The organism is Paenibacillus puerhi, assembly GCF_009846885.1.
Lineage (GTDB): Bacteria > Bacillota > Bacilli > Paenibacillales > NBRC-103111 > Paenibacillus_G > Paenibacillus_G puerhi.
On record NZ_WUWM01000044.1, the window covers coordinates 1 to 25,044 of the forward strand.

Consider the following 25,044-nt stretch of genomic DNA (forward strand, 5'->3'; position numbering starts at 1 on the left):
TATATAGATTGAACTGAAAAACTTCATACCTGAACAAGCAGACGGTCTATGACTTCAAGAGGCGATTTATTGATCCGTTTCATGAAAGCAGCGACATGAGAACGAATCACATAAAACTTATGGAAAAAGACATTATTCACAACATCATGCTTCAGCCATTTCCATAAGCCTTCCACCGGATTAAGTTCCGGGCTGTATTTTGGCAAAAAGACAAGACTAAGCCTCGAGTGCTCTCGAAGAAACGGTTGGATTTCGTCGGCATGATGCGTGCGTGCATTGTCTAGTACGATGACCACTTGACCGTCTGGATATTTCCGTAGAATGTCCACCAAAAAACGCTGAAAGGCATCTGCCGTGAATGTCTCTTCTTCCCGATGGATCACGTATCCCGTCTCGTAATTGATAGCTGCAAACAATTTGGCGCCTTTATGTTCCCCATGGGTCGGTATTTTTCGCTGCTGCCCCTTGGGAAACCAGTTGTATTGCAGAGCCAAATACGCCCGGTCATGGACTCATCTTCAAATAAAAGATGATCGATTTCTCCTTGAGAAAGTTTCTGCTTGAGTTCGGTCAAGGTACCTTCGCGGAACTGCTTTTGCTCTTTTTTGTCCGCTCTTACCAAGGTATAGGTCGCTTTCGTATAGCTAAAACCCAGTCGATTTAGCAGTTTGGAGACCCCCTTTAAGGTATAGGCTTCACCAAACTCCCGATGAATCCAGGTCCTTATGATCTTCAAAGTCCAGGTGTACTTGGCTTCGAATCCCACATCCACGGGTTTCTGCTTAGCAATCGTCTCTTTCAACTGTTGTTCTTGTTCATCGGAGAGTTTTCGGATGCCCCCAGGATATTCTCCGAATTCCAGGCCACGAAGCCCTTCTTCACGGTTACTTTTCCAATATCCGCTAATGGCTGGAAAGGATCTGCCTAAAATTTTTGCAATTTCGGTTAACGTCCGGCCTTCTAAATGCAAACGGATAGCCAGATACCTTTCGTACATGCGAGTGCTATTTGTTTCTTTCATGGCTACTGCCAGCTTTTCAATTTCTTGTTCATGTGTCATTTTGATCCCCGCCTTTTCGGTCCTTTGATATCTTTTACCCGATTTGTGCGGCTCTCAATTTTATGAGTTCAATCTATATAATATATTAATATATAAGTTTCATAGTAATAAGGTCCGGAACATAAAGAAACCGTGCAGCTAAGTAGCCGCACGGTTCATTTTTCTATATTTATTCAATAAATCATCAAGCTCTCCGGACAATCTCAGAACTATCTCTGACAAAAGCCCATATCTATTACCTGCCTGATTAAGTTCATCCCTTTTCAATTCGATTGCCTGTTCGAGTTCCTTTACCCTATCCACTTGTGAATAACCTCCATTAGGGAATGTAGTTGTCAACAGAGAAACGTTAACCGCTTATTTCCAAAAACGGTAAGGACCTTGCGGATTATGCTGATAAAAGAGATGATATTGACCGTTAAAATAAATCGGCGCATGCGGTTCGTTCATCCAATGGGCAGGCGGGCTGATATGAAATTGGGGCCGATGCTTATCGGCCCTAAGCAATCCGCGGTCCAGCCGGATCTCCTCCCAAAGAATGACTGGAGGCTCGCCGCCGTGTGGCCGAACGTCCGCATCGTAGACGGCCGCAATCTCCTTGCCGTCCAGCGCACGGCCATACAGCTTCACTTCATCGATAATGCCATTAAACATATTTAATTCGAATACGTTCGCCAGCATGACGCTCTGGTTATTCTTTCCGATCAACAGGTCTGAGTGAGCGGGCGTAATGGCAACCTTTACAGTTGTCTTTTTGCTTGCCACTTCTTCCCCATTCAGATACAACCGCATCATGCCCTGCGATTGACGATATGTAGCCGCCACGAATGACCAACGATTTAGCGGCAACGGGCGATGCACCCATAGTTCCTCCCAGACTTCGCCGATGCCCAACTGCACCGACCAATGCTCCATTGTGACAAATCCTGAACGTAATTGTGTTAATAACTGCAGAACAGACATATAACAAGATCGTTGCGAGACATTACGGCAACATGGGGCACATAAGTATCAGCTCCGTCCTCACATGGCAACACCGTGCGAGAAGAAGCACCATCTGTTTATGTCGGTGCTGTCATCCGTAGTAGAAATAAGCGTCTTGAACTTTTTCCTGTTAAGGAAAAGAACCGGCGCTTGATGATGAGAGAATGAAAGAGGGAGGACAAGCAGGCGATCTTGGTTCGCTTTTGCCCGAAACAAAAAACAGGCTCTCCGAAAATCGGATGGCCTGTCGGCTCTCGACTATATGGAAATAAGATATTACTAAAAGCCTCCTTTCATCTTTATGCTATTCAATGGAACGTACTGTCCCTGTCTTGTCCACAATACCATGCTATCACGAGAGCTATGCAAATGGGGTGCAAAAGTAGGGCATTGAGGGTGCTTTCTTGACACCTGTTCGGTGCATGTTCGGTGCAAGGAGAGTGCATCAGCGTAATTTTTCAGAAGATGCACATCAGGAGATGCACATACGGGGGCTAAAAAGAGAGCTTTGATGCTGACAAGGTCCTGCGATGGATGACACCTCTTCGGTCTGGCAGTGGAATTCGACATGCTCACTTTACCAAACGAAGAGGTGTTTTTCTATTTTCGGCGTGCTGAGTACGGTGATTAACCCCTTATCTCCGCACCATCGCATTCGAAAGGACATCCGGAAAGTATTTCCCGGCAAAGCGCAAAAATTTGGAGAAGCCCGGAACAATCCTCTTTTTGTTATGCTCCATTCCTTTAATCCCATGCTTCACGAGCGTATCCAGACTCATATTGGGAACGGGTCCGCTGCTTTGCGTGTCCGGTACTAGATTGGTTTCCGCAACGAGGGGTGGGACAAGCTCCATAACATGAATATTTTTTCCCGATTTCTTGAGTTGGATCCGCAGCGCGTCGGTAAACATATGGACTCCTGCCTTAGTAGCCGAATAGACGGGATGTTCGGGAGAAGTGACGTAGGAAAGACCGGAGCTTACGGTTACGATCATGGCTTCGTCTTGTTGGGTCAATTGCGGGAGCAGCGCTTCCGTCATCCAGATGGTCCCGTTTAAGTTCGTTTCAACCTCTGCGGTCGTTTGCTCCAAATCGAGGCTACCGCCCATCAATTCGAATGCGCGCATAATGCCTGCCGAGTTGAACAAGATCGAGGCTTCTGGGTAGCGGTCACGAATGAATGCGGCCATTTCACGAACGGAGTTCGCATTGGAGACGTCGCCCTGCAGGCCGATGAGCCCCTTATGCTTGTTAGTTACTTGATCGAGGGTTGCTTGATTGCGGCCGATGACGATGACTTTATTGCCGCGATTCAACAATTTCAAAGCGAATGCAAGACCGATGCCCGAAGTGCCTCCTGTAACGACGATCGTACGATTGGATAGCTTCATGAAATGATTCTCCTTTTCAAGTTACATATTTCATTTTTTGTAACTTACAAGCAAACTAAGCATACATTGCCGAGTTACAAAAGTCAATAGTTGTAACCGAACATGTCAATCTGTATAATATAATCATGACTACATTAAGCAGAAAACTCATTTTGGAAACCGCACATCGAATGGTAGTCGAACAAGGGATGGAGAAAGTTAATCTGTCCAAAGTCGGCTCTGAGCTGGGGACAACTCACGCTGCGATATACAAGTACTTTTCGGGCAAAGAAGAGCTGTGGACCGAGCTTGCATTGTCGTGGCTGGACCATGAACTGGCGAGAATTTTTCCATTTGACACTGACAAGTACTCGTCTACGAAGGACATCGTGCACGACTGGCTTTGGATATTAAGTCAATCGAAATATGAAGCTTATGTGCGCGAGCCGGAAATGTTTAAGCTGTATACGACCTATATCGATAGGAATCCGGTGGTACTCGCTCGGCACATCGGCGACTTGATCGGCAGCCTAAAGGCAGCGAGCGGCATTGAGGACGTTAGGCGGCTGCATGCTATTTTGCTTTCTTTTTCTTTTTTTTCCGCGCCGGCCTTTGCGGACAGTTGGCTGCGGATTGAATTCCAAGCGGAGTTCGAAGCGGTCTGGAAGCTGATCGAAGCGGGAATTGAGGGATAGTCGCACGAATAAATATAGCGAAGGTAAAGGGCGTCTGCTGCAGAAATGATCGCGGTAACACCACAGCAGGAAGTGGAAAAAGTAGAGGACTTTATCGGGTACTTGAAAATGCGTGAAAACAGAGCATTAGTTAAACTTAGTAGGGCAGCAGAAAGCAGTCTGGATTTCTGGCATAACGATATTGACGATGAGTAATGGAATAGTGCTTAGTCAATACGATACGGGGCCGATCCGCATGATCTCTACTTCGCAATAGATCAATATATAGTTCATTTTCCGGTAAACTGAAACGGAATGTGGGGACACATATTACTTGTGTCTCCATTATTTTATACTTGGAGCCAAGCGACCAATACAAGCCGTCTGAATCCGATCGAAAGAGGGTCCGGTGAACTAGTCTGGTTCTTCAGAAAGGAGCTTAATGGAAAGATTGCATACATTAAGCTAACCATAGATCAAAATTTATGTATTTGTATATCATTTCACCCAGAAGTATACACAAGAAATTAGGCTTACGAGAAGGAAGTTATGACCATCATGAGCTATTGTCGATTCGAACTCCATAGGAGTCTATTCTTTGCTTTCTTTGGGATGCACGAGTTTCCTTTTCAGCTACCTAAGTAGTAACCTCGATGTTTGACAGGGAATTATAAATGGTTGAAACCGCACTTGATGCTTGGACAACCACCGAACACTCCTTTCAAACAGATGAAGAGATTATTGAATCTATAAATAAACCTTACGAAGCAACGCATCGGCTGGTTACATTGGCTTTTCACTGGAAAAATACATGAACATGATTTTAACATTAGCTCATTTGCAACATTTGGGCGTAATTGAGGTTGATGAAAGTACTGTTAAAAGAAAATAAATAAGAACATACACAGGTATGAGAACGAAAAAATAATAAGTATGATTTTCAAGATTTAAGACACGCTACAGTTTCTTTTGTTACTAAACCTAGCATTCATTCAATGTGGATAAAAACTAGAATTTCAGCGTTCGCAGAATTCGTGAAAGCAAGTACGACCAAAGAAAAAAGAGGTCAAACCCGTACATTCTGGTGACCTCAAATACGATTCGTTAGGTTAATGACGTTCTATTCGTTAGCGCTAAGTGACAACAAGTGCTTCAGATTGTCATCGATGAATTGATTATCGGCACTGTTGATACCGCGACCGGCAAAGTGACCCCAGATTGACTGGATCGGGTTAAGACTAGCATTAGGGATACGTGCAGCTTCATATGCATTATCGTCCGCTGTGCAGAAGAGATCGGTACTTCCCGGCATAATGCAAGCAAATGCCTTTATGCTTTTAAGTGCCTTATCAAAATCTCCGTTATAGGAAGAGTTGGCACTAATGTCTGCATGCTGGCCTGTCCATAACATGGCTAGGACGTTATGTGGATCCATATTCATAAAACTATTGTCCCAGACACCAGCTACAAAATCCTCCAATGAGTCAAATCCCATCTCACGATAAAGCTCCTCTCTATAAAACGCATGTGATAATCCCCATCCCGCATACACCCGACCAACGGCGCGCATGTCTGCAGAAGTCAACTGGTTTAGTTTGCTTGAGTCGAAGCCGACTGCAGATAGCAATGAGGATTTTACACCTTCCAGCACTACATATGTGTGAGGCCAAGGTTTGGCGATACCTCCGAAAGGTGCAATCCGTTCGACCATCTCCGGGTAACTTGCCCCCCATTGAAATGCCTGAATGCCGCCCATGGACCATCCGACGACGAGAGCAATCTTCTGAATGCCGAATTTTTCGGTCAGTAGTTGATGCTGGAATCGTACGTTGTCATAGATAGTTACTTGTGGAAAGTTAGCCCTCTCGAATGGATGCGGCGTGTTGCTGGGAGAGGATGAAAGTCCATTACCCAGCAAATTTGGAACGATAATAAAATATTTCTCTGGATCAAGTGCCATTCCGCTGCCAATGAGCCATTCATTCTGAACATGCTGATCTCCAAATGCCGTTGGATAGACAATCACATTATCTTTCTGTTCATTTAATTTTCCGTATGTTTTATAAGCAAGAAAAGCATTGGGTAACGTCACTCCTGATTGTAAAAGTACATCACCCAAATTAAAAATTTCATAATCCATCGTATGATCGCTCCCTTCAAAATGAAAAACCACATGTTCACTGTGATCTCTTGTACTCAGTATAGAGTCGTGATACTCTCAATAAAAGTGAATAGAATTCAAGATAGAATTCAATATAATTGAAAGAAGAAAGGGGGGCCTCCGATGGAATTGCGCCAACTGAATACGTTTTGCATGGTTGCTACAACATTGAATTTCACGCGGGCAGCAGAGGTGCTGAACTACGTTCCTTCCAACGTCACGATGCAAATTAAAGCATTGGAAGAGGAACTCGGTGTCCGCCTCTTTGATCGGTTGGGTAAGCAACTCGCGCTCACAACTGCGGGCAAACGCTTTTTAATGCATGCCCAAGGTGTTCTTGAAAAATTGGACGAAGCTCGCAGTGTTGTCCATGATAATGCAAAACTAAGTGGTACTCTAACGATAAGTGCGAATGAAGTTATTTGCTCCTATCGGCTTCCTCCTGTCTTCCAACGGTTTCGTTCGCAACATCCGGGTGTTCGCCTGATCTTTCGCTCAGTTCCGAATCAAGAGCTTAAGCAAACGTTATTCGAGGGAACGACGGATATCGTTTATATGCTGGATGAACCAATTTGCTCAAGTGGACTTGTCGTGGAACCGCTCGTAGAAGAGAATTTCCGTTTGTTGGCTGCTCCAGATCATCCACTTGCTAAGCGAACCGAGCTAAAGTTGGAAGATTTTCATGAAGAAGTGTTCTTGACCAATGAAAAGGGTTGTCCATATCGAACGATGTTTGACCGATCTTTTGAGAAAGAAGGCATTGATAGCATCACGTATCTGGAGTTTCAAAGTGCTGAAGCAATTAAAAAATGTGCAATTTCTGGAATTGGTATTGCCTTTCTTCCTGAAATCGTCGTGGAAGCTGAAGTTGAACGCGGAGAACTTGTTGTCCTTCCATGGCAAATTCCGGATTTGCAGGTGTACACACAGATTTTGTGGCATAAAGACAAGTGGCTTTCACCAATCATGTTATCTTTCATAGAAGAAACAAGGAATGTTTTTCATTTACAGAATGAGAATAAAACCGTGTAGCCTATGTACAAAAGAGGCATCTATTCGCAGTATTTCGGTGGTTCGGCAAGTCCATACAAGCTGACCTCTGTAACTGTGCTTGTAGTGGTTCGCTTCGCACTACCAATGAGGGCAATGAGAAGGTGGAGAGTTTGTCTCCACCTGAATGAATCTTCATACGAGCAGGCGCGTTTAAAATAGACAACCACTTTTCGGTACTCAATCGCTAAGTGATCTCTAATTTTTCTGGAAGAATACTCAATCCGCCTTGCCGGACTCAGATCTCTCTTGTGTACATGTTCAGATCTTGCAATCGAATCAGTACTTTTCCAAAACGTCCGCCTTTATGGATGACGACTTTTCCGGACGGATAGGCTTGCTCCAAATAGTCAGCAATGATGTTCCGATTCCGCTCATCTGCAGGCAGACGGTGATGGCCAAGCCAGGTCATCGCTTCCTGCAACGCCGCATCTCTAGAGACTTCCGACGTTTTCACTTCCCACGTGATAATCGATTCGTATGCATAACCTTTAAGATACAACAGATGCAGCAAATATCCCATTTCCGTTAGTTTCGTATGGAAGGGTTGCCCGGTGATGAGCGGCCAAATTTCGTTCACGAGGCTGTGCTCCGCGTGATTTACCGGCATACTGATATAACAGAACTTTCGAGCGCACTGGAGCACCTTCTCCACGCTCTCCCAATTGTGAATGACCGGGCTCATCGATACAAAGACGAGATCGAAGGCCTGGTTCCAGTCCTTGGCCTGAACATCAATATCTTCAAACTTTTCAGGAATAATCTTCACTTGGTCTTCTGCGAAGTTAGAGATGTTTTCTTCCAGCAATTCGATTAGCGGGGGAGATGTCTCTACGGCGGTTACACGGGCTCCTCGCTTCGCAAACGGTACTGAGAATACGCCCGATGCGGCGCCAATATCCAATATGGAGCTGTTTTCGAATTGAACTCCTTGTCCTTCCAGCCAGTTCATGATTCGTTTGGTTCGTTTTCTTCCCTCTTCATTAAATGATTGTTCGTTGAAAGTCTTGGCCTTATGGTCAAAAGATCTGGCGGGATCGATTCCGGCCCTTCTCATCTTGTTTACGATGGTATCGAAATCGTCTTTCCATGCTTCTTCCCAAATGAATGCATTGAAAAAATCGTTCATGATCGTTCCTCACTCTTTCCTTTTTGTTTATGGAGCGGGCGGTCATTCTCATCCTGCCGCCTGTTCATGCTTCGGCGATTTCCCTTTACGAAGAAAGAGACCAAGTACGAGCGCAACGAGAGCGATGATGCCGCCGAACCAGAACGCGTTGTTGATACCGGCTGCGAGTCCATTGGCGATTTCCGCCGGAGCCTGCGGATCGCTCGCGCCGCTCAAGTAATGTTTCTGTCCGCCCGACATAATACTGATATACAGGGCAGTGCCGATTGCGCCGGACACCTGCTGCAGCGTATTCAAAATCGCTGTCCCATGCGAGTGCAGATGGTTTGGCAGTTGGTTGAGCCCCGCTGTTTGTGCGGGCATCATGACTAGCGCTGAACCAATCATCAGTGCGATGTGAACGGCGACGAGAACCCCCGTGCTCGTCGTTTCATCGAATCGGGTGAATTGCCACAATGAGATGGCAACAATGGCCAGTCCTGGGATGATCGTTATGCGAGGTCCAAACTTATCAAACAGCTTGCCTGAGATCGGAGCCATGAGCCCGTTCACAAACCCTCCAGGAAGCAGGATCAAGCCTGATTTAAATGCCGTTACCATGAGCACACCTTGCATAAATATTGGAAGCATGATCGCCGATGAAAAAAATGTCATCATTAGCACAAACATAAGCACCACGATAAGTGCAAATGTCGGATACCGGAAAGCACGTAAATCCATAACAGGTTCCTTTAACAATAACTGTCTCCACACGAACAGCAACAAGGAAACACTGCCTGCAGCGATCGTCCAGACGACTGCTGGTTCCGACCAACCGTGTTCGCCGGCATTACTGAACCCATAAACGATTCCGCCGAAGCCGATCGTTGACAACACGATGGATAGGAGGTCCACTCGCGGTTTGGTGACTTTCGATACATTCTTCAAGACAACGACTCCTATAATAATGGCGAGCAGCGCAAACGGTATTACAAGGTAAAACAGCCAGCGCCATGATAGTCCGTCAACGATTAATCCTGATATAGTTGGGCCAATTGCTGGGGCGAACATGACGACGAGCCCAAAAATCCCCATGGCACCTCCGCGCTTTTCCGGTGGATAAATGGTCATGATAACGTTCATTACAAGCGGCATCAGCATGCCGGTTCCCATCGCTTGAAGGATCCGCCCGACCAGCAGCACACCGAATTCCGGCGACACTGCCGAGGTGACCGTACCGACGAGGAACAAACTCATCGCCGACAGAAATATTTGCCGGGTCGTAAACCATTGCTGCATGATTGCCGTTACCGGAACAAGCACGCCAACAACGAGCATATAGGCGGTGGAAAGCCACTGCCCCGTTGCAGCAGACACGCCAAACGATTTCATGAATTCGGGAAGGGCATTGCCCATTAAAGTCTCATTCAAACCGGCGACGAACATGCCGATTATCAGAGCAAACATGATTGGGCCACGTTTAATTTTATTTAATTCGATCATCCTTTTTCCCCCAAGCTTCTGTATTCAGGTTACCGTTTATAACCGCGGCGACAAGTGCGCCCCTCGAAGCTGCAGCTATAGCCTGATGCATTTGCGATGCTGCATCTCCGGCACTATATACACCCGGAATGTTCGTTTTTCCGAATTCATCGACAACGATCCCTCCCCATTCCGTGATCTCGCATCCGATCGTTTGTGGCAGATCCGATCCTATAATCAGATTCGGTTTGAAAAAGATCCCTGTGCATGGCACTATCGTTCCGTCTTTGAGAACAACTTGCCGAACGATCCCGTCGCTAGAGTCGATGCGCCGGATCGGCGAGTCGAAAAGAGGGACTTGATTAAGCAGGAGCTCTTCGCGCTCGGCATCCGTCAGTTCATCTGGTCCATTCGTGCAGATGGTAAAGTGTTTCGTCCATCCGGATATGAGTGGAGCGAAATGCATAAGCATAGCCCCCTTTGTAATGATGACAAGCGGCTGATCCCTTAATTCCCAGCCGTCGCAATATGGGCAGACAAAAGCGCTCTTCCCATATACCTCCGCCAGTCCCGGAATGGAAAGCGGCTGATCCTTCATTCCGACGGTAAACAGTATTTTCTTGCTTGTAAAAGATTGTCCTTGCTCAGTCTCAATTTGAAACCGGCCGTCGGTTCCCATGATTGACACCGCTGTATCCGCTACGAATGATACGGAGGGATAGGCGCTGATCTCTCCCTTGGCAATGCGCCGAAACTCACTGGGACTGATCCCGTCACGGGTAAGAAACCCATGGACCTCGCTTGTCACAGCGTTGCGGGGACGGCCTGCATCGATCACCGCCACCTTTTTCCTTGCCCTCCCAAGCACCAGTGCGGCGTTCAACCCAGCCGGCCCGCCGCCAATAATTGCCACATCGAGAAGCTTTTTATCCATTTAATTTATCCTCCATAGATCTACAATGTCCGTAATTAGAACAAAAACATCTTGTTTTTGCGTTATACATAGATCGATAATGTCCACAATTATAATACAAGAAGTTCATCACTTCTTGTTTACCTCGTGACTGCAACGCTTGAATGCCTCATCTAATACTGACTGAATCGTATGTTCCTGCAAGTATTGGTGCAGATGCTGTTCCGCGCCGTTCATAACTTTCTCAACCAAACACTCGTTTTTTCTTGGACGATTCTGATCCCGTTGTGCAGCCCCCTCTTCCGCTAACAACCGATGTTGCCGCGAACTCGAATTCGAGCATTCGAATAACTGCTGTCTTCCTTCAATCACTTGAATCACATCCAGAAACGTAATCTGATCGGCCGGCCGTGCGAGCTCGTAACCACCGTTCACCCCTGACACCGCACGTACGATTCCATCCTGCCTCAGCTTGGACATAATTTTGGATAAGTAGCTTTCGGAAACACCCAGTGCCCCGGATAATTCCTTGATCCCAACGTTGTTGCAACGCTCCGAGTGTCCCAGATGAATTAAGGCGTGTAGGGCATAATCTGTACTTTTGGAGAACTGCAAGTTTCCCACCTCCCTTCTCATTATCACTAATATAGACCTTTGTTGTCCATAATAAATGATTCAAATCCAAATTGCAATGACATTCTTGATCTGAACTTCGCTTCTTCATCACCGGTGGCTGTCTAAGATCAAGCTCCGGACGGTTGCCGTCCAGATGCCACTTGCCAAACCATCCGGTCCGGTACCCATGCTCCCGAAACGCATGCGCTACCGTTTTAACCTCGGTTGACATCGGAGAATGAAGAGCAGGGACCGTGGAACGGTGCGGATACTTTCCTGTCACTAGAGAGCCTCGGAACGGCGAACAAAGAGGAGTTCCCGACAGGGCATGCGTGAAGTTTACCCCTTCTATCGCCATTCGATCGAGGTTCGGTGTATTGACATTCGGATCCAGACGGTGACTCATCGCCTGGGCGCGCATCTGGTCGACCAAAATCCAAATTACATGGGGCTGCTTCAAGGTAGGTCCATCCTTTCGACTTACGATTGTCCTGACTAAAAAAACCGGCCGTCCCGCCCCCCTGAAGGGTCATGGTTCGGCCGGTGGACGCAGCACGCATTTCGCCAGGGTGCCGCTACGCTACTTACTTAACTTCCTTGTAGTTACTGCTTCCATCCCATTCTGGGAAATGAAAATCCTTCATATCTACCTTGGCGCCATCCGCTTTCGCTTTGTTTACCGCATCCTGCAAGTTTTTATTCATCTTATCGGAATGCTCCTTCAGTATGCTTTCCACGTTAGTCGCTTTACCGTTCAAAATCATTTGCAGCACTTCGCCTGTGTTCGGCTTCATCTTGTCTTGTACCAAATTACCGATTTTGTTGGATACGGGAACGAGCTCCGGGTTGCGTGCTATCGGATCAGGCCCGAGTACCCATGCCTCGTTATGAACGTTGACAAACTCTTTTAATTCGGGAAACGGATAATTGCTCTCGTCCGCATTGACAGCCGGCATCGGCGTTAAAGAGATCCCTTGCTTCATGAAGATGTTGTAAAATTCCTTGGATGCAATCGCTTCCTCAATTAAGATCCCGACCTCTTTGGCATGCTTCGTGTTCTTCGCTACGACGTAAGCCCGTTCCGGAACAGCGAGCGTATAGCCGTACTTAGGCACACTTCCATCCGGTGTCGGCGTGTAGGCGGAGCCGAAATTAAGATTTGGATTCAGACCTTTCAGGTTAGAGAGTCCCCATCTGCCGTTTAACAGGAAGGCGGCCTTCCCTTCAGCGAACAGCGCTTCCGCTTCCGTCGTTTTTAGCATAAAGGAGGATGGAAGAAAGCTGCCATCTTTCTTGAGCGTCAGGAAGAAGTTAACGGAGTCCAGCCAGGCCTTGGAGTCCAGGTCGTATTTACCTTCTCGGAAGTTGAATCCGTCGAAAGGACTTTCTCCTTTACTGGCCCCCACGGCAAAGCCGGCCACCGTAAGCTGAGTGAATCGTGCCGGGGTCCCCCCTCCGAACGTGATGCCGTAGACGTCGCCTTTTCCTTGCGCCGTCACTTTTTGAGCCATTTCCCTGAGCTCGTCCCAGGTTTTCGGTGCCCGAGGCTCCAGGCCGGCATTTTTCAGAACATCCTTGTTGTAGAACAGCATATAGCTGAGGGACGGACCTGTCACCGGCCACGCATAAATTTTGCCGTCAAACTGATTGACCCCTTCTTGAAACGATCCTTCATAAAACTGACCTTTCCAATTATCGGAGACGAGCCCGGTAATCGGCTGAATCAATTGTTTGCTGACATAATCGGATATCTGGGAGCCCAGCGGCAGCTGGAACACATCCGGCTCGCCCCCGGAAGCAAACGCAGCTTGAACAGCCGTGTTATGGCTTTCCCACGGAGCATATTTCGCTTCTACGCGAATTTGCCCCTTGTACTTCTCGTTAAATGCTTTGATCACCTGCATCCCCGGACTGTCCGCACCGTCCCAGGCGGAGTCGGCGCTCCAAAGCTTGAGGACTACCTCTTCTTTAGCTTTCTCTCCGTTAGCAGCGCTTTCAGAATTAGCATCTTGCTTGCCGCCTCCTTGCGAGCATCCGGTGATCGCGACCGTCATTGCCAGTGCGGCCGCCATTGTGACTGAACCCGAACGTTTTAGCATGTGATTTCCCCCTTGTTTTATGTAATCGCAAGTTCTTTTCCTACACTTTTATTGTAAACGCTTACCGCGAGGGTATGAAGGCACTCTTTTTTTACTTTTGAGGGTCTATTTTTTACTTTGATACTTCTCTCGGTATTCTCCCGGCGTCATGCCAAAATCTTTTTTGAACGTTCTTCTAAAATGCTTCTCGTCCCAATAGCCCACCTGCTTGGCAATTTCTATATTTGTCAGGCTCGTATCCTTTAGCATTCTACAGGCATGCTTCATCCTTACCTCTCTCAAGTACTGGACGAAGCCTTTGCCCGTTTCTATTTTAAACAAACGGCTAAGATAGGAAGAGTTAAAGCCAGCCTGGTCGGCGAGGATAGCAAGCGATAAGTCTTCCATATACGAGCGTTCGATCGTGCCCAGGACGGTCTGCACAAGCTCTACGCCTCCGCCCAGCCCGGTGAAGTCGGCAGCCGTCTCCGTCTCGGCCGGCGGCCCTTCTTTACGTCGGGATACTAAATCCTGCAGGTTAGTTAATACGGCGGAAAGCTCCTCGTTTTTGACCGGCTTGATCAAATAATCGACCGCGCCCAGACGCATAGCCGTCCTGGCATATTCAAACTCATGGTAGGCGGATACAATAATGACCGGCTGCTTGAACTGACGCTCCCGCATTTCCTTCATCATCTCCAGCCCGTCCATAACCGGCATGTTGATATCCGTGATAATGGCGTCGAATTGCCCGCCTTCCAGCTTGGCTAGCGCCTGTCTGCCGTCGCAGGCCGAATCCGTTACCGTAAAGGGAACGTCAAGCCGGTCTATAATTTTTTTCAGCCCTGCGCACATCCAAAACTCATCATCCACGACCAGTAAGTTATACATTGATGTCTGCCTCCCTGTCCTCATCCAACGGTAAGCGTATTTCGGCTATCGTTCCCAATAACGAATCATAATCGATATCAAGCCTCCCCAGCCCGTCATAATTTAGAAATAGCCTTTGGCTTACGTTATACAAGCCGACATGGCCAACCAGCGGCTCCTCGCCGTCCGCAGCTTCGTCTCCATGCCTGGACAGCTTTTGCTTGATCTCCCGCAAGCGCTCCGAGGTAAGGCCTACTCCGTTATCCACGACACGTAAAACAAGCTCTTTCCGATTAGTTACCGACGCGGATATCCAAATATCTCCATCCGATGACTTGGGGATCAAGCCATGCTCAATCGCATTTTCAACCAGGGGCTGAAGAATTAGCTTAAGCACCGGCTGTTCTTCCAGATGCGCCGGAATATCGAAGTGACAGCGAATTCGCTCGGGATATCGAACCTGAATAATTTGGATATAAGCTTGTACATGATCGATTTCCTGACGAAGCAGCTTATATTTGTCGGTGTCAATGCTATACCTGAACATTTCGGACAAGCCCTCGCTCATGATGGCGACTTCCTTCACGTCATACACTTCTCCAACGCACTTTATCGTGTTTAACGTGTTATGTAGAAAATGCGGGTTAATCTGCATCTGCAAGGCTTTCAGCTCGGACTCCCGATTCAATAGCTGGAGCCTGGTCTCCCTGATCTCCGACAAATAGACGACTTCTTCCAATACCTGAACCTGCTCGAGCATATGGTTAAAGCGCCGCGTCAATAAGCCCAGCTCATCCCCTCGGTCGATAGGCACACGGGCGGATAAATCCCCTTTCTCCACACGCTTCATATATTCGGCCAGTCGAATCATAGGGCTGGTGATAGCTTGACTCAAATATTTCGCTAGGATGACAATAAAACAAAGAGCCACGCAGACCAGGACAAGGATAATCCATTTCAAGGCTTCGATCTTCCCTGACAGCTCATGGAAGGGAACAGCCGCGACAATTTTCCACCCTGTGGTTTTGGAGGTGGAGAAGCCTACGAGCGTATTCACTTCGTTAATCTTCGTAAGCAGGTAGCCTTGGTCCTGGTTAAATGCAGGCTGCGAGTAGAGCTGCTTGATCAGGCTTTGAGATTCTCCATCCTCACCAGGGCTGACGACAGACTTCCCTTCCCGAGAGATCAAATAAACGGACCCTGTTTTCCCAACCTGGATCGTATCAATCATACTGGATAAAAATTGCGTATCAAAATCGAGCAGCAACGTGCCGCTTTCCTTAAGATCGGAAACTTTAAATATTCGGCCTGCAAACGATACGACCGATGCCCCTTGCACATAATTTTGCTCATGCGCGGGCAGCAGCCGGAATCCTTTATGCTGGACGACCTCCTTGTACCAAGGGTCATGTAGAAAATCAAACCTCAGCTTGAACATATCCTTGCTCTCAGCGAGGAAATTACCGTGATCGTTAATCACATGAATGCTGCGCAGGTGAGTGTTCTGATTGGTAACGGTAGAAATAAGGCTCCTCAGAGCCTGAAGACTGGGAATCAAGGACAGATCGGCGGGATCCTCCCAATCCAAGAACGCCTGCGTATTCGAATCAAACTGAATAATTTTAGTGAGATGGGTCGTTTCTTCTGTGAACGAGCTTATTCTTTCATCAACCTGCCTGGTCGTCTGTACCATGGAGGCCCCTACCTCTTCCCCGAGAGATTGAGTTAGGGTCAAATAAAAGAAAGCCGCTGTTACAACAAGCGGCACGATACTGATGAAATAGAACGTGATCATCAACTTGGGTCTAAGCTTCATATTATTCGTCTGTTGATCTAACCATTCGATTGCTCTGTTCACCTGCTGCCTCTCCTATCCTTTGACGGCACCGGCAATCCCCTCAACGAAATAGCGCTGGAAGAACACGAAGATGAGAATGATCGGAACGAGAGAGATGCTTGCCGCCGCAGCCGCACCGGTCCAGTCCACGGAATGCTCGCCGACAAACTGATACATCCCTACGCCCAGCGTTCTTAATTCCGGTTTGCTTAAAGTAAATACTAACGGAATCAAGAAGGAATTCCAAGTGTACATGAACTGTAATATTCCTGTAGTCGCGATCGTCGGCTTCGAAAGCGGAAGCATGACTTGAAAAAAGGTACGCAGAAAGCCTGCTCCGTCAATCTGCGCCGCTTCTTCCAGCTCCCTTGGGATGCCCCGATAGAAGGCCGTAAACAATAAGATAAATAACACATGCGCTCCGCCGGCTTCCGCAAGTATGACCCCGGCAAGGGTATTATTTAGTCCGAGCGAGTTCACTAGCGTATAGATCGGAATAACCGTGTAGCCCTTGGGCAGGAACAACGTAGCTGCTACGAGAATAAGAACCGCTTTGCGACCCGGGAATTCGAATCGCCCCAGCACGTAGCCAGTCATCGCACATAGCAAGACCACAATGAGGACAACGGAAACCGACATGATCACCGTATTGTAGAAGTAAACGGAAAACTGGGCCGTCTCCCAGGCTCTTACATAGTTATCCAATTGAAACGATTTGGGCAAGATCGATAATCCGCCTGAGATGTATTCGGAGTTCGTCTTAAACGATGCCATGACCATCCAGATAAAAGGATAGATCCAGATCAAGCCTACAACGATTAACAGCAGGTGTATAAGGGGAGTCATTAGCTTCTTCACAGATTTTGTAGCGTACATTTCTTATCCCTTCCTCATCCAAGATGTGTGACCTTACCGTGCATTAATGCTGCGCGCCTCTCTTCTTGCCGCCAGCCAGACGAGAGAGCAGTCCGAGAGCCAGCGATACGAACAAGATAGCAAAGCCATATACAACTCCAGCTGCCGAGGCAAATCCGATTCTGGACTCTCCGCCGCCCCCGAAGGCATACCGGTAAATATAAACGTCAACCATATCCGTTGAGAAGGACGGGCCGCCACCCGTCATGGCTTGGACCAGATCGAACACATGAAGCGCATTCACGGCTGACAACAGAACAATAACGGTTCCTATAGGAATTAGCAGCGGGATGGTAATGAACCGGAAGCATTGGATCGTTGAAGCGCCATCCACTTTTGCAGCTTCATATAAATCTTTCGGCAACGCCGAAATACCCGATAGCCAGTAAATCACTTTGATCCCGAAATACTTCCAGATTCCCACAACGACTACGATGAGCAAGGCTGTATCGGCGTTGCCGAGCCAGTCGACCGGAGCATCTATCAATCCGACCGCCAGCAATACCTCGTTAACCAACCCTTTGTAAGCCCCGAATATAAACTTCATCACAAGACCGACAATAGCCGTCGTCGTCACGACAGGCAGGAAAAAAATCGTACGATACGCGGCCGAGCCCTTCAGCCAGGAAGCGCTTAATAACAAGGCCAGCAGCAGGGCAAGCGGGACTTGGACGAGAACGAGCGACCCCATGTAAATAAAGCTGTTTTTAAATGCATTCCAAAACAACGGGTCTAGCAGGGTTTCCTTAAAGTTCTCGAAGCCGACAAAATCATCGACAGGGCCGATGCCGCTCCACTCATAAAAAGCGTATACATAGCTCATCACCATAGGATATAACGTAAAGGATACATACAGTAAGGCTTGCGGCAGCAGGAAGGCATAACACCACAGCCACCTTTTTGTCGTTAATGAACGGCCCCTTGTTCTTTTCGTGATAGCCTGCGTTTGGCTCATTCTATTTGTTATCACTACAACCACTCCTCCTTGTCACTCAAATTGTAACCGCTACCACGGAAACCTTAAACGTTCCATTTTTGACTTTTGCATGGGCTTTTTTTGAGGTTCGGGTTCCTTGCCGAAGTCAAAAAAGAACCAAGCCAAAAAGCAGCTCGAGTCCTTTGGGACGAGCTGCTTTTGGCTTGGTTCTGCTAGTATAGCTTCATTCCTATGTCTTAGCCAAAAGTAGAAATCTTCACCGGTCCAATCAGACCGGAAGGAAGCTGAAGCTTATCGAAATGGTTGGCCAAGCTGTTGGTAACCGTAATTTCCAGCGTGTTGACGCCATGCTCCAGATAGGACTGGATATCGAAGCGGTATGGACGCCATAGAGCCGCCCCTGCCGCCTGACCATTGATGCGTACCTCTGCCACTTCCTGTACCTCGCCCAAGTCCAAAGTGACGAGCTTGGAAGCCTCCGGCTTGTTCCACTCGAAGGAGCACCGGTAAGTTACGGAACCGGATATGTGAGCAAGCTCGGGCAGTTCCGTCCAAGAGCCTAGGGATGGGGGGCTAACAGGGAAATGGGGGGCCTCAGTTGTCCAGCCCTCAGAGAGCAGCAAGCACTCCTGCGACTTTGCATACACCGGTTCTGCCTGATAAACGGGATTCCGCTCCGGATCGACCCGATAAATAACGCTTTGTCTGTACTCAAGCTCTATATGGACATGGATGCCGCCCTCTACTTGCGAACTAAAGGCCGGTTCGATCGTTCCTTTCCACGCGTCCCACCGGTCGACAAAGCCTTCACGCTTGACGATCAGGCTGCCCTTATAAGGCAATTCCCCTTCATTGACCGCTACGATAAAATGCTGGCCTTCCTTCACGACATGACTGACCCGAACATCTGGATGCGCTGGCTGGAGGCGGATCTCCCGCCGCGCATACGGCTCAAGCACAGCAATAAGCTCGTCAGGATTAGTAATCAGATGCGTCGCAGCCTTCGGCAGCGTGCCGCTCTCTTGGGCCAAGCGAATGACCGTTCCTCCACGCTCGGCGAAGCTGCGCAGCATCTCTTCCGTTGCTTGATCGAGCGGCTCTCCCTCTTCCACCAGTAGAACCGAATAGTCATATTCGGCTATGCGGAGCGTTCCCTGGGAGGTGATACCGTTAGGCGTTATCAGCTTTTCTTCGAGATAATTAAACTCAAGCTGATTCTCATACAGCGGCTTCGCTATGCGCCAAGGCATCCAATCTTCCCCGCATACAACGGCAATCGACGTCATATTCCGGCTGTCCGTCATGAGCCAGCTCATTCTTTTGATGTACTGGGCAATGGTTTTATAATGCGGCCACCAGATGTTGTTCGGCCCTACATCCGGCGGTCTCTCGTTAAACCTGCGCGGGCCGTCTATGGAATAGTAGAAGGCATGCGGGCTGATCATGTTAACGCCTCTGACGAACAGCCAGTCCAGGTACCATTTCATATCCCCCGCGCTCAAGTTCCAGTCGTTGTTTTTGCCGCACACGCCGAGCACTTCATTGATGTTTCTCCGTCTGCCTCTGTGTCTGGCCGCATCGGAGGAGCACTTGCCGGCGGTGCTGTGTCTTCCCGTCAGACCGAGCTCGTTCTCAGGAGCTACCCAGCGCCAAACCACATCCTGACCGGGAATTTGGAAATGCTCCAGCAAGCCGATATCATCGCTAGCCGCAGGATGGCCGGTCAGGGCAATTCCGTGCTGCGCGCACCAATCGCTTAGCGGCTTATAATAGGAAAGAATCATCCGGGTCTGAATAGCCTTACGGTAGGCTTTACGCACCTCCGCCTCGGAGCCGTCCTTACCCTCCAGCCACAATAAGGGAAGATCCTGCTCCCTATTGCCGTGAGCGATGAAGCTCTCCAAAAACCCGCCGGTCCATGCCTTCAATCCCTTCTTATGTCCGCGGCCCATAATCTCCGGCTCGTCCGTGAACATGGCAATGACGGTTTCGCCGAAATAATCCTTCAGCCACTCGTAATACCTTTCATGAGTGATCCGGATAAACTTATCGGTCGCCTCCGGGTTCAACAAATCCGCAGAGGCCGGCACATTCGGTTCTCCGTCATCCTCTCCGAAGTGAATGCCGCGAATCGTACCCTTTGAATACGTTTCAATCAGAAGCAGGAGGCTCCAGCCCTCCTCTTGACCCGTTTGTTCCAGGGAAATAACTCCCTGCTGCGGCTGGAGAAGCAGCGACTGCTCCACATCCACGGACCCGTCCGGAGCTCTTCTGATTCCCTGGGCCGAAACAAGCACCTCCCCTTCCTCGAGGATCGAGGATAACGCTGCGCTTGTTCCCGCGATTTCCGCCAACCGCAAGCCTCTGCTGGCGTACTCCGGATTACCCTGAACGACCATTCCCTTCGCCGAGCCTGAAGGATACATGGCTTCATCATATAAAATGACTTTCATTCCTCGAGCTGCCGCTTCCTTGACTGCCGTTAGAACAAGCTGCATGAAAGTGTCGGACAAATACGGGATGGACTCCGGAATCCCCAGCCTAGGGTGGATCACGAAGCCCATCACGCCCTTGTCAGCAAAATCCCCGATTTGTCTCAGAAGCTCTTCTTCGTTCAAATCGTCATTCCAAAACCAGAAGGGAATCGGAGTAAATTCCTCCGACGGCTCCAGAAACTGCTGCTCTACCGTTTGCTTTGTCATGTTCTTCTCCTCTATGGTTTTCATACCAAAGTTAGATGTTGCTGACAAGCTCCTTATTCTGAAGCAAAGCCACCAGATACGCCAAGGTCAAGCCTTGTCCCCAGCCCTGGACTCTCTTCTTGGAAATCACCTTGTAGTCTTCCGCCGAGTACATAACCGCGGTGCCCGCCGATACGTTCCGAACGGAGCCGTCCTCATCAATATTAGCCAGGATGCCCTTGTAGGCTTTGGCCATATAGTTTTGATGAAGCGGGTGCCCGTTAATGACCATGGCCGCTGCGATCCCCGCAGATGCCGAGGTTTCCTCATAGGAGGTTTCATCATTCAATACCGTACGCCACAGCCCATCCGAAGTCTGCAGCCTGACCAAAGCGCTCAATTGGTCTCCGAGAGCCCCGCCGAGCTGCATCCACATAGGCATGAAGGGATTCAGCATTTTATGCGCCTGCGCCATCGTATAAGCGGCCCAAGCATTGGCCCGGCCCCAGTAAATGCCGGACAAATGATCTTGTCTGACATTATCCCAAGCATGGTAGAACAGGTTCGTCTTCATATCCTGCAGGTATTCCTCGTGCCAATAAAACTGGTTCAGCGCATCCTCTATGTATGCCTTGTTGTCCAGTTTGAAGCCCAGGCGAAGCAGGAAATACGCGGCCATGAATAACGTATCCGCCCATGCCTGCTCCGGAAAGTCGTTCTTGGAGGATACCGTGTGCTGGAATACGCCTTCTCCGAACCGGATAGCGTCCTTCTGAAGATAATCGGCTTTAAGCAGAGCCAGATCCAGATACTTGGAGTCGCCTGTAGCTTCATGCAAGGTCAGCATGGTGTGCCCCATCGCACATGAGTTTACCATCAGGGTCGGCAGTCCAAGCTCCAAATACTCGTCCACCCATTTAACCAGAAAATCGATATAATCTTGGTTCCCGGTTACTTCCCAGGCTTTGGAGATTCCGTAATATGCTACTCCACAGGACCAGTTCCAAGTAAAATCCATATTCATCGTTCTGCGGACTACCCGATCAATAAGTTCCTTTACTTCGTTTTCATCACATTCAAATTTGCGCATGTCATCCATCTCCTCTTCGCAAGGGATTTCCCTTTTCCGAATTTATCTTATTTTCTTCATTTGGTAAATGAATCTTACCACTTTGTACGAAATCGTTCACGGAACGGACAGCGCCTACCGGAATTGTACGTACATGTCACTTTGTAACATCTTACCACTGATTATCCATAGAAATCTATAATCATAATGAATGATTACTCTGGAAATGAAATGGCTTGCTCAGGATCGACAAATTCACCATTACTCATCAAATCGGTTTCCACAAACCATAGGTTGCCGGCGTAGCGACCAGTGAACTCAGCTTGACGGATACATGTTTTCTTATACGCAGCCTATCCTTACATTCAGACAACAAAGCAACGATTGCAGGAGACGGGTGACGCCCTGCTTCCCTTGTTAGGGCTCGATGCCATCTAAGGGCAGGCCATAACATAATAAACGGCCGTACACAGCACGCCGATTACCCAGATGAAATAGACAACCTTAAGCAGCCCGGACCCGCTGCCTTGCGACGCGCTTTCTTCCTCATAGGCGAGGGCAAAGTCTAGCTGCTGCGGCTGCAAGGAATTTGACAGGTGCTGGATGAGGTGAAGGGCGGAAGGGGTGATGGATACAACCCAATGAAAAACCCGGACCAGTGCCGTATAGATATCCACTCCAGAAATTACCCTTTCTCATCGAGCATTTTTTTCAACTCTTGAATCTCTTCTTTCGTTAATGATTCCTCTTGTATAAAGTGCATTAACATCGCGGCGGGAGAGCCTCCGTACATATTCTGCAAAAACGAGCTTCTTTTCGCTCTGACGCATTCGTCTTCCGAAAACGGCAGGAGAGTAGTAATAAACCTTGCCTTCCGCTGTAAATGTCACGGCTCCTTTTTTTAGAAGCCTGCTTAGCATGGTTTTCACCGTTCTGGGACTCCACTCATGCGGACCTGCGAGCTGGTCAATGACTTCTTGAGCGGTAATAGGCGATTTTCTCCAAAGTTTCTACTCACTTCCCATTCCGCTTCTGAGATTTGGACCTGAAACTGGAAAAACCACAAGCTCTGCGAGCCTGTGGTCCTTCATTTAAGCAATTATTCAATCCCATTCCGCTAGCTCGTATTCATGCGATCCCCTCTGTGGAGCAGCCTGCTTTGTTGTCTTACTTTGCAGCCGGAGCGGTGACATTCCAGTCCTTTTTGTAGACGATACGTTCGCCAGCTTTGACTTCGATCGTCAGGTGATTGATTCCCGGATGAAGCGGGGCATCCAGTGTTACATCGTAGACACCGAAGTTGTAGCCCAAATCGTAAAGATGGTTTACTTTCGCCACATGTTCATTAGCAAGATCGCTGCCATAGTTGTCACGAGATTTCACTAAGATACTCATCTCAGGAGCAATCGAGCCGGGATCCGATACCGAATGTTCATAGAGAAGACCCGTGAGATGCAATTCGCTGCCCGCTGTGGTTGCAGGCAGGGAAAACCCGGATATGTCATATTCGCGGGAGCTTAGCACGACATGTTTATCGCCGAAAGCCACCTTGTCATAGTAGGCTGTTGTGGCGCCGAAGAGCTGCTGCACTTCCGATAAGCTGAGGAGCGGCACGAGCTTCCCTTCCGTCGCCGCCACCGGCGCCGCCGCGAGATTCACGTTATTGGCAAGGCTCCCGTTCCAGAACGTCTTGGCGGACTTCTCGCCGGACTTGATTTGAAACGCATACCCCGTATTATTCGCCAGCGTCCACCAGCCGTTTGTATCAGGGCCAGTCAGTTCATACTGATACTGCTTTGCCAAGAAATCAGCTCTCAAATAAGGCTCTCCGTTAAGCAGGTTTCCGACGGTCTCGGGGCCAAAGGTAAAGATCCCCGCATCATTATGAGAAAATACACCTTGATACAGCATCTTGGACCGTATCTGGGCATCGTCCTCACGGCCTTTCAACACGATGTCATCTAGATAAGGATTGAGACTAATCCAGCCCTGACCGACAAAGGAGTCGATTTTGAACCAACGCGTTCCGTTCGGAGCGGTCCACGCAGCCAGCGGATGAAGGGTCTGCGGTCCGATTTGTCCGTTATTCAGCGGAATATAGCTGTTCGGGAAACGCAAAATGCCGGTTGAAGAGCTATGAAGTGTAATCGATTCCGTATCCTCCATCGTCCCCTCAGGTTCAGCATAAGAGGGGCTAAACCATCCATCGGCTTGATCGTTCCGGATATGGTACCATTCATCATACCTCATATAACCGTCGTTATTGACGGTCGTTTCCACTACGTTCAAATTCCCTGCCGGGAGCTCGGCAACCATCTTGGAATTCTCATCCGGGAATGCAAATAATACACTTGGTTTAGTACGCTTCAAGATTTGTTGATCGGCTTGGATCGGCATTCCGGAAGCAAACGCCCATTTGGGACCTTGCTCCGTATCGAATTGATAGGCGCTCCCAAGCAGCGAACGGAATCGAGCGGTTTGATGAACGTATATCTGGGTAAGAAGCCCCTCTTTTTGATCGGTGATATAGCGCCAATGCGGTATACGGTTGTAATAAATGCTAGGATAATAAACCGTGCGATCGAGCTGCTGCAGGTTTCCAATCTCGTCTAAATGAAGGTGGACCCATTGATCTCCGAGCCAAGTCGTGTTGATTTTAATCCAACGCTTCGGATTGTAATCCGATTCCGTTTGACGAAACCAGCTTTTCTCTGCGTCGACAACCTTCACTTCCTGCGGAGAGAGCGCAGCCGTTGGCCCGCCCGCTTCTGACGCCCTCGCATATAAAGGCGTTTCCGCCATTAATCGGATAGTCGGCGGGGGCGGCACTTCAATTTGCCAGGGAGCGGTTTTGACCCAGCGGTCCCCGAAATCAGTATGGATTTTCCACCAGTTTCCCGACGTCGACCAGTTAACCTCCGCTTCGATAACATCGACCGTTTGCGGTGTGAAAGAACCTTCCGGTTCATTTTTCAGTGTATTGGGAATGGCGTAAAAAGGCATACTCTCGAGGAAGGTAAGCTTCTTCGGAATAAAATAACCATCTGCCGGCTCCGTTGGCGTATCTGCGTACTCGTAGGCGTTGCCGGAGGAGGCGTGCAGCGCGATCTGAAGCACAGCACCGGTTAACATAAGCATCACAGCTTTTTTCCACATGCGACGGTTCTCCTTTATGCTGGATTTCAATCTTCTAATCTATTCTACTAATATTTGTATCAAAAGTTGTGGTCCAGTTATCTC

The 25,044-nt window shown here is 48.5% G+C and carries 22 protein-coding genes and 2 pseudogenes; 3 read left to right on the top strand and 21 right to left on the bottom strand.

The annotated features are described in order from the left end of the window. Positions 1–23: 23 nt before the first annotated feature. The 4 genes from GSF01_RS26755 to GSF01_RS26770 form a co-directional block, all read right to left on the bottom strand. A protein-coding gene (locus GSF01_RS26755) for an IS630 family transposase (protein ID WP_159888361.1) occupies positions 24–1,066 on the bottom strand; the annotation gives its coding sequence in 2 pieces (ribosomal slippage) (positions 24–505 and positions 505–1,066; 1,044 coding nt in all). Between the two features lie 132 nt (positions 1,067–1,198). Further along, positions 1,199–1,363 carry an aspartyl-phosphate phosphatase Spo0E family protein gene (locus tag GSF01_RS26760; RefSeq protein WP_235941756.1) on the bottom strand — a complete coding sequence of 55 codons (165 nt, stop codon included), beginning with the start codon at positions 1,361–1,363 and terminating at the stop codon, positions 1,199–1,201. Between the two features lie 54 nt (positions 1,364–1,417). Next, positions 1,418–1,975, bottom strand: coding sequence for a LamG domain-containing protein (locus GSF01_RS30230; RefSeq protein ID WP_159888329.1), 558 nt, complete (start codon positions 1,973–1,975; stop codon positions 1,418–1,420). Positions 1,976–2,679: 704 nt separating this feature from the next. After that, positions 2,680–3,435 carry an SDR family oxidoreductase gene (locus tag GSF01_RS26770; RefSeq protein WP_159888330.1) on the bottom strand — a complete coding sequence of 252 codons (756 nt, stop codon included), beginning with the start codon at positions 3,433–3,435 and terminating at the stop codon, positions 2,680–2,682. A gap of 152 nt (positions 3,436–3,587) precedes the next feature. Here GSF01_RS26770 and GSF01_RS26775 point away from each other — a divergent pair, with 152 nt between their 5' ends. Together GSF01_RS26775 and GSF01_RS26780 are read left to right on the top strand one after the other, a co-directional pair. Next, positions 3,588–4,109, top strand: a complete 522-nt coding sequence (locus GSF01_RS26775) for a TetR/AcrR family transcriptional regulator (protein WP_235941757.1) — start codon at positions 3,588–3,590, stop codon at positions 4,107–4,109. A gap of 45 nt (positions 4,110–4,154) precedes the next feature. Then, a complete protein-coding gene (locus GSF01_RS26780; RefSeq protein ID WP_159888332.1) occupies positions 4,155–4,304 on the top strand; it encodes a DUF2281 domain-containing protein in 150 nt (49 codons plus the stop codon). Between the two features lie 904 nt (positions 4,305–5,208). On the opposite strand, the gene GSF01_RS26785 is transcribed toward GSF01_RS26780, so the two are convergent. Beyond that, positions 5,209–6,228, bottom strand: coding sequence for an alpha/beta fold hydrolase (locus GSF01_RS26785; RefSeq protein WP_159888333.1), 1,020 nt, complete (start codon positions 6,226–6,228; stop codon positions 5,209–5,211). Positions 6,229–6,372: 144 nt separating this feature from the next. Between GSF01_RS26785 and GSF01_RS26790 the strand changes: the two genes are divergently transcribed. Further along, positions 6,373–7,281: a LysR family transcriptional regulator gene (locus GSF01_RS26790; RefSeq protein WP_159888334.1), complete on the top strand. Its 909-nt coding sequence runs from the start codon at positions 6,373–6,375 to the stop codon at positions 7,279–7,281. A 256-nt stretch (positions 7,282–7,537) separates the two neighbouring features. Here the strand turns inward: GSF01_RS26790 and GSF01_RS26795 are convergent, their stop codons facing one another. From GSF01_RS26795 to GSF01_RS26865, 16 genes and pseudogenes are all read right to left on the bottom strand, one after another. After that, entirely contained in the window at positions 7,538–8,428 is an 891-nt protein-coding gene (locus GSF01_RS26795) for a class I SAM-dependent methyltransferase (protein WP_159888335.1), read from the bottom strand. A gap of 48 nt (positions 8,429–8,476) precedes the next feature. Next, complete coding sequence (locus tag GSF01_RS26800) at positions 8,477–9,910, bottom strand: MDR family MFS transporter (protein WP_159888336.1); 1,434 nt, start codon at positions 9,908–9,910, stop codon at positions 8,477–8,479. Continuing rightward, positions 9,894–10,823, bottom strand: coding sequence for an NAD(P)/FAD-dependent oxidoreductase (locus GSF01_RS26805; RefSeq protein WP_159888337.1), 930 nt, complete (start codon positions 10,821–10,823; stop codon positions 9,894–9,896). Before GSF01_RS26805 ends, GSF01_RS26800 begins: the two co-directional genes overlap by 17 nt. A gap of 108 nt (positions 10,824–10,931) precedes the next feature. Then, positions 10,932–11,417, bottom strand: a complete 486-nt coding sequence (locus GSF01_RS26810; RefSeq protein WP_159888338.1) for an RrF2 family transcriptional regulator — start codon at positions 11,415–11,417, stop codon at positions 10,932–10,934. 157 nt (positions 11,418–11,574) lie between these two features. Next, a pseudogene (locus tag GSF01_RS30500) lies at positions 11,575–11,877 on the bottom strand (sulfatase-like hydrolase/transferase); the annotation flags it as partial. Between the two features lie 124 nt (positions 11,878–12,001). Further along, positions 12,002–13,516 carry an ABC transporter substrate-binding protein gene (locus GSF01_RS26820; protein ID WP_159888340.1) on the bottom strand — a complete coding sequence of 505 codons (1,515 nt, stop codon included), beginning with the start codon at positions 13,514–13,516 and terminating at the stop codon, positions 12,002–12,004. 105 nt (positions 13,517–13,621) lie between these two features. Beyond that, positions 13,622–14,386, bottom strand: a complete 765-nt coding sequence (locus GSF01_RS26825; protein ID WP_159888341.1) for a response regulator transcription factor — start codon at positions 14,384–14,386, stop codon at positions 13,622–13,624. Next, positions 14,379–16,223: a cache domain-containing sensor histidine kinase gene (locus tag GSF01_RS26830; protein WP_159888342.1), complete on the bottom strand. Its 1,845-nt coding sequence runs from the start codon at positions 16,221–16,223 to the stop codon at positions 14,379–14,381. The genes GSF01_RS26825 and GSF01_RS26830 overlap by 8 nt, the downstream gene beginning before the upstream one ends. A 12-nt stretch (positions 16,224–16,235) precedes the next feature. Further along, a complete protein-coding gene (locus tag GSF01_RS26835) occupies positions 16,236–17,078 on the bottom strand; it encodes a carbohydrate ABC transporter permease (RefSeq protein WP_159888343.1) in 843 nt (280 codons plus the stop codon). 43 nt (positions 17,079–17,121) lie between these two features. Beyond that, positions 17,122–18,087, bottom strand: a complete 966-nt coding sequence (locus tag GSF01_RS26840) for a carbohydrate ABC transporter permease (RefSeq protein ID WP_235941758.1) — start codon at positions 18,085–18,087, stop codon at positions 17,122–17,124. 203 nt (positions 18,088–18,290) lie between these two features. Beyond that, on the bottom strand, positions 18,291–20,756 hold the full coding sequence (locus GSF01_RS26845; protein WP_159888344.1) for a glycosylhydrolase-like jelly roll fold domain-containing protein: 2,466 nt from the start codon (positions 20,754–20,756) through the stop codon (positions 18,291–18,293). A gap of 31 nt (positions 20,757–20,787) precedes the next feature. Next, complete coding sequence (locus tag GSF01_RS26850; protein WP_159888345.1) at positions 20,788–21,825, bottom strand: glycoside hydrolase family 88/105 protein; 1,038 nt, start codon at positions 21,823–21,825, stop codon at positions 20,788–20,790. A 413-nt stretch (positions 21,826–22,238) separates the two neighbouring features. Then, positions 22,239–22,481 carry a hypothetical protein gene (locus tag GSF01_RS26855; RefSeq protein WP_159888346.1) on the bottom strand — a complete coding sequence of 81 codons (243 nt, stop codon included), beginning with the start codon at positions 22,479–22,481 and terminating at the stop codon, positions 22,239–22,241. Between the two features lie 8 nt (positions 22,482–22,489). Beyond that, entirely contained in the window at positions 22,490–22,597 is a 108-nt protein-coding gene (locus GSF01_RS30235) for a BlaI/MecI/CopY family transcriptional regulator (protein WP_328803711.1), read from the bottom strand. 52 nt (positions 22,598–22,649) lie between these two features. After that, a pseudogene (locus GSF01_RS30240) lies at positions 22,650–22,793 on the bottom strand (BlaI/MecI/CopY family transcriptional regulator); the annotation flags it as partial. 178 nt (positions 22,794–22,971) lie between these two features. After that, a complete protein-coding gene (locus tag GSF01_RS26865) occupies positions 22,972–24,960 on the bottom strand; it encodes a hypothetical protein (RefSeq protein WP_159888347.1) in 1,989 nt (662 codons plus the stop codon). Positions 24,961–25,044: the final 84 nt, after the last annotated feature.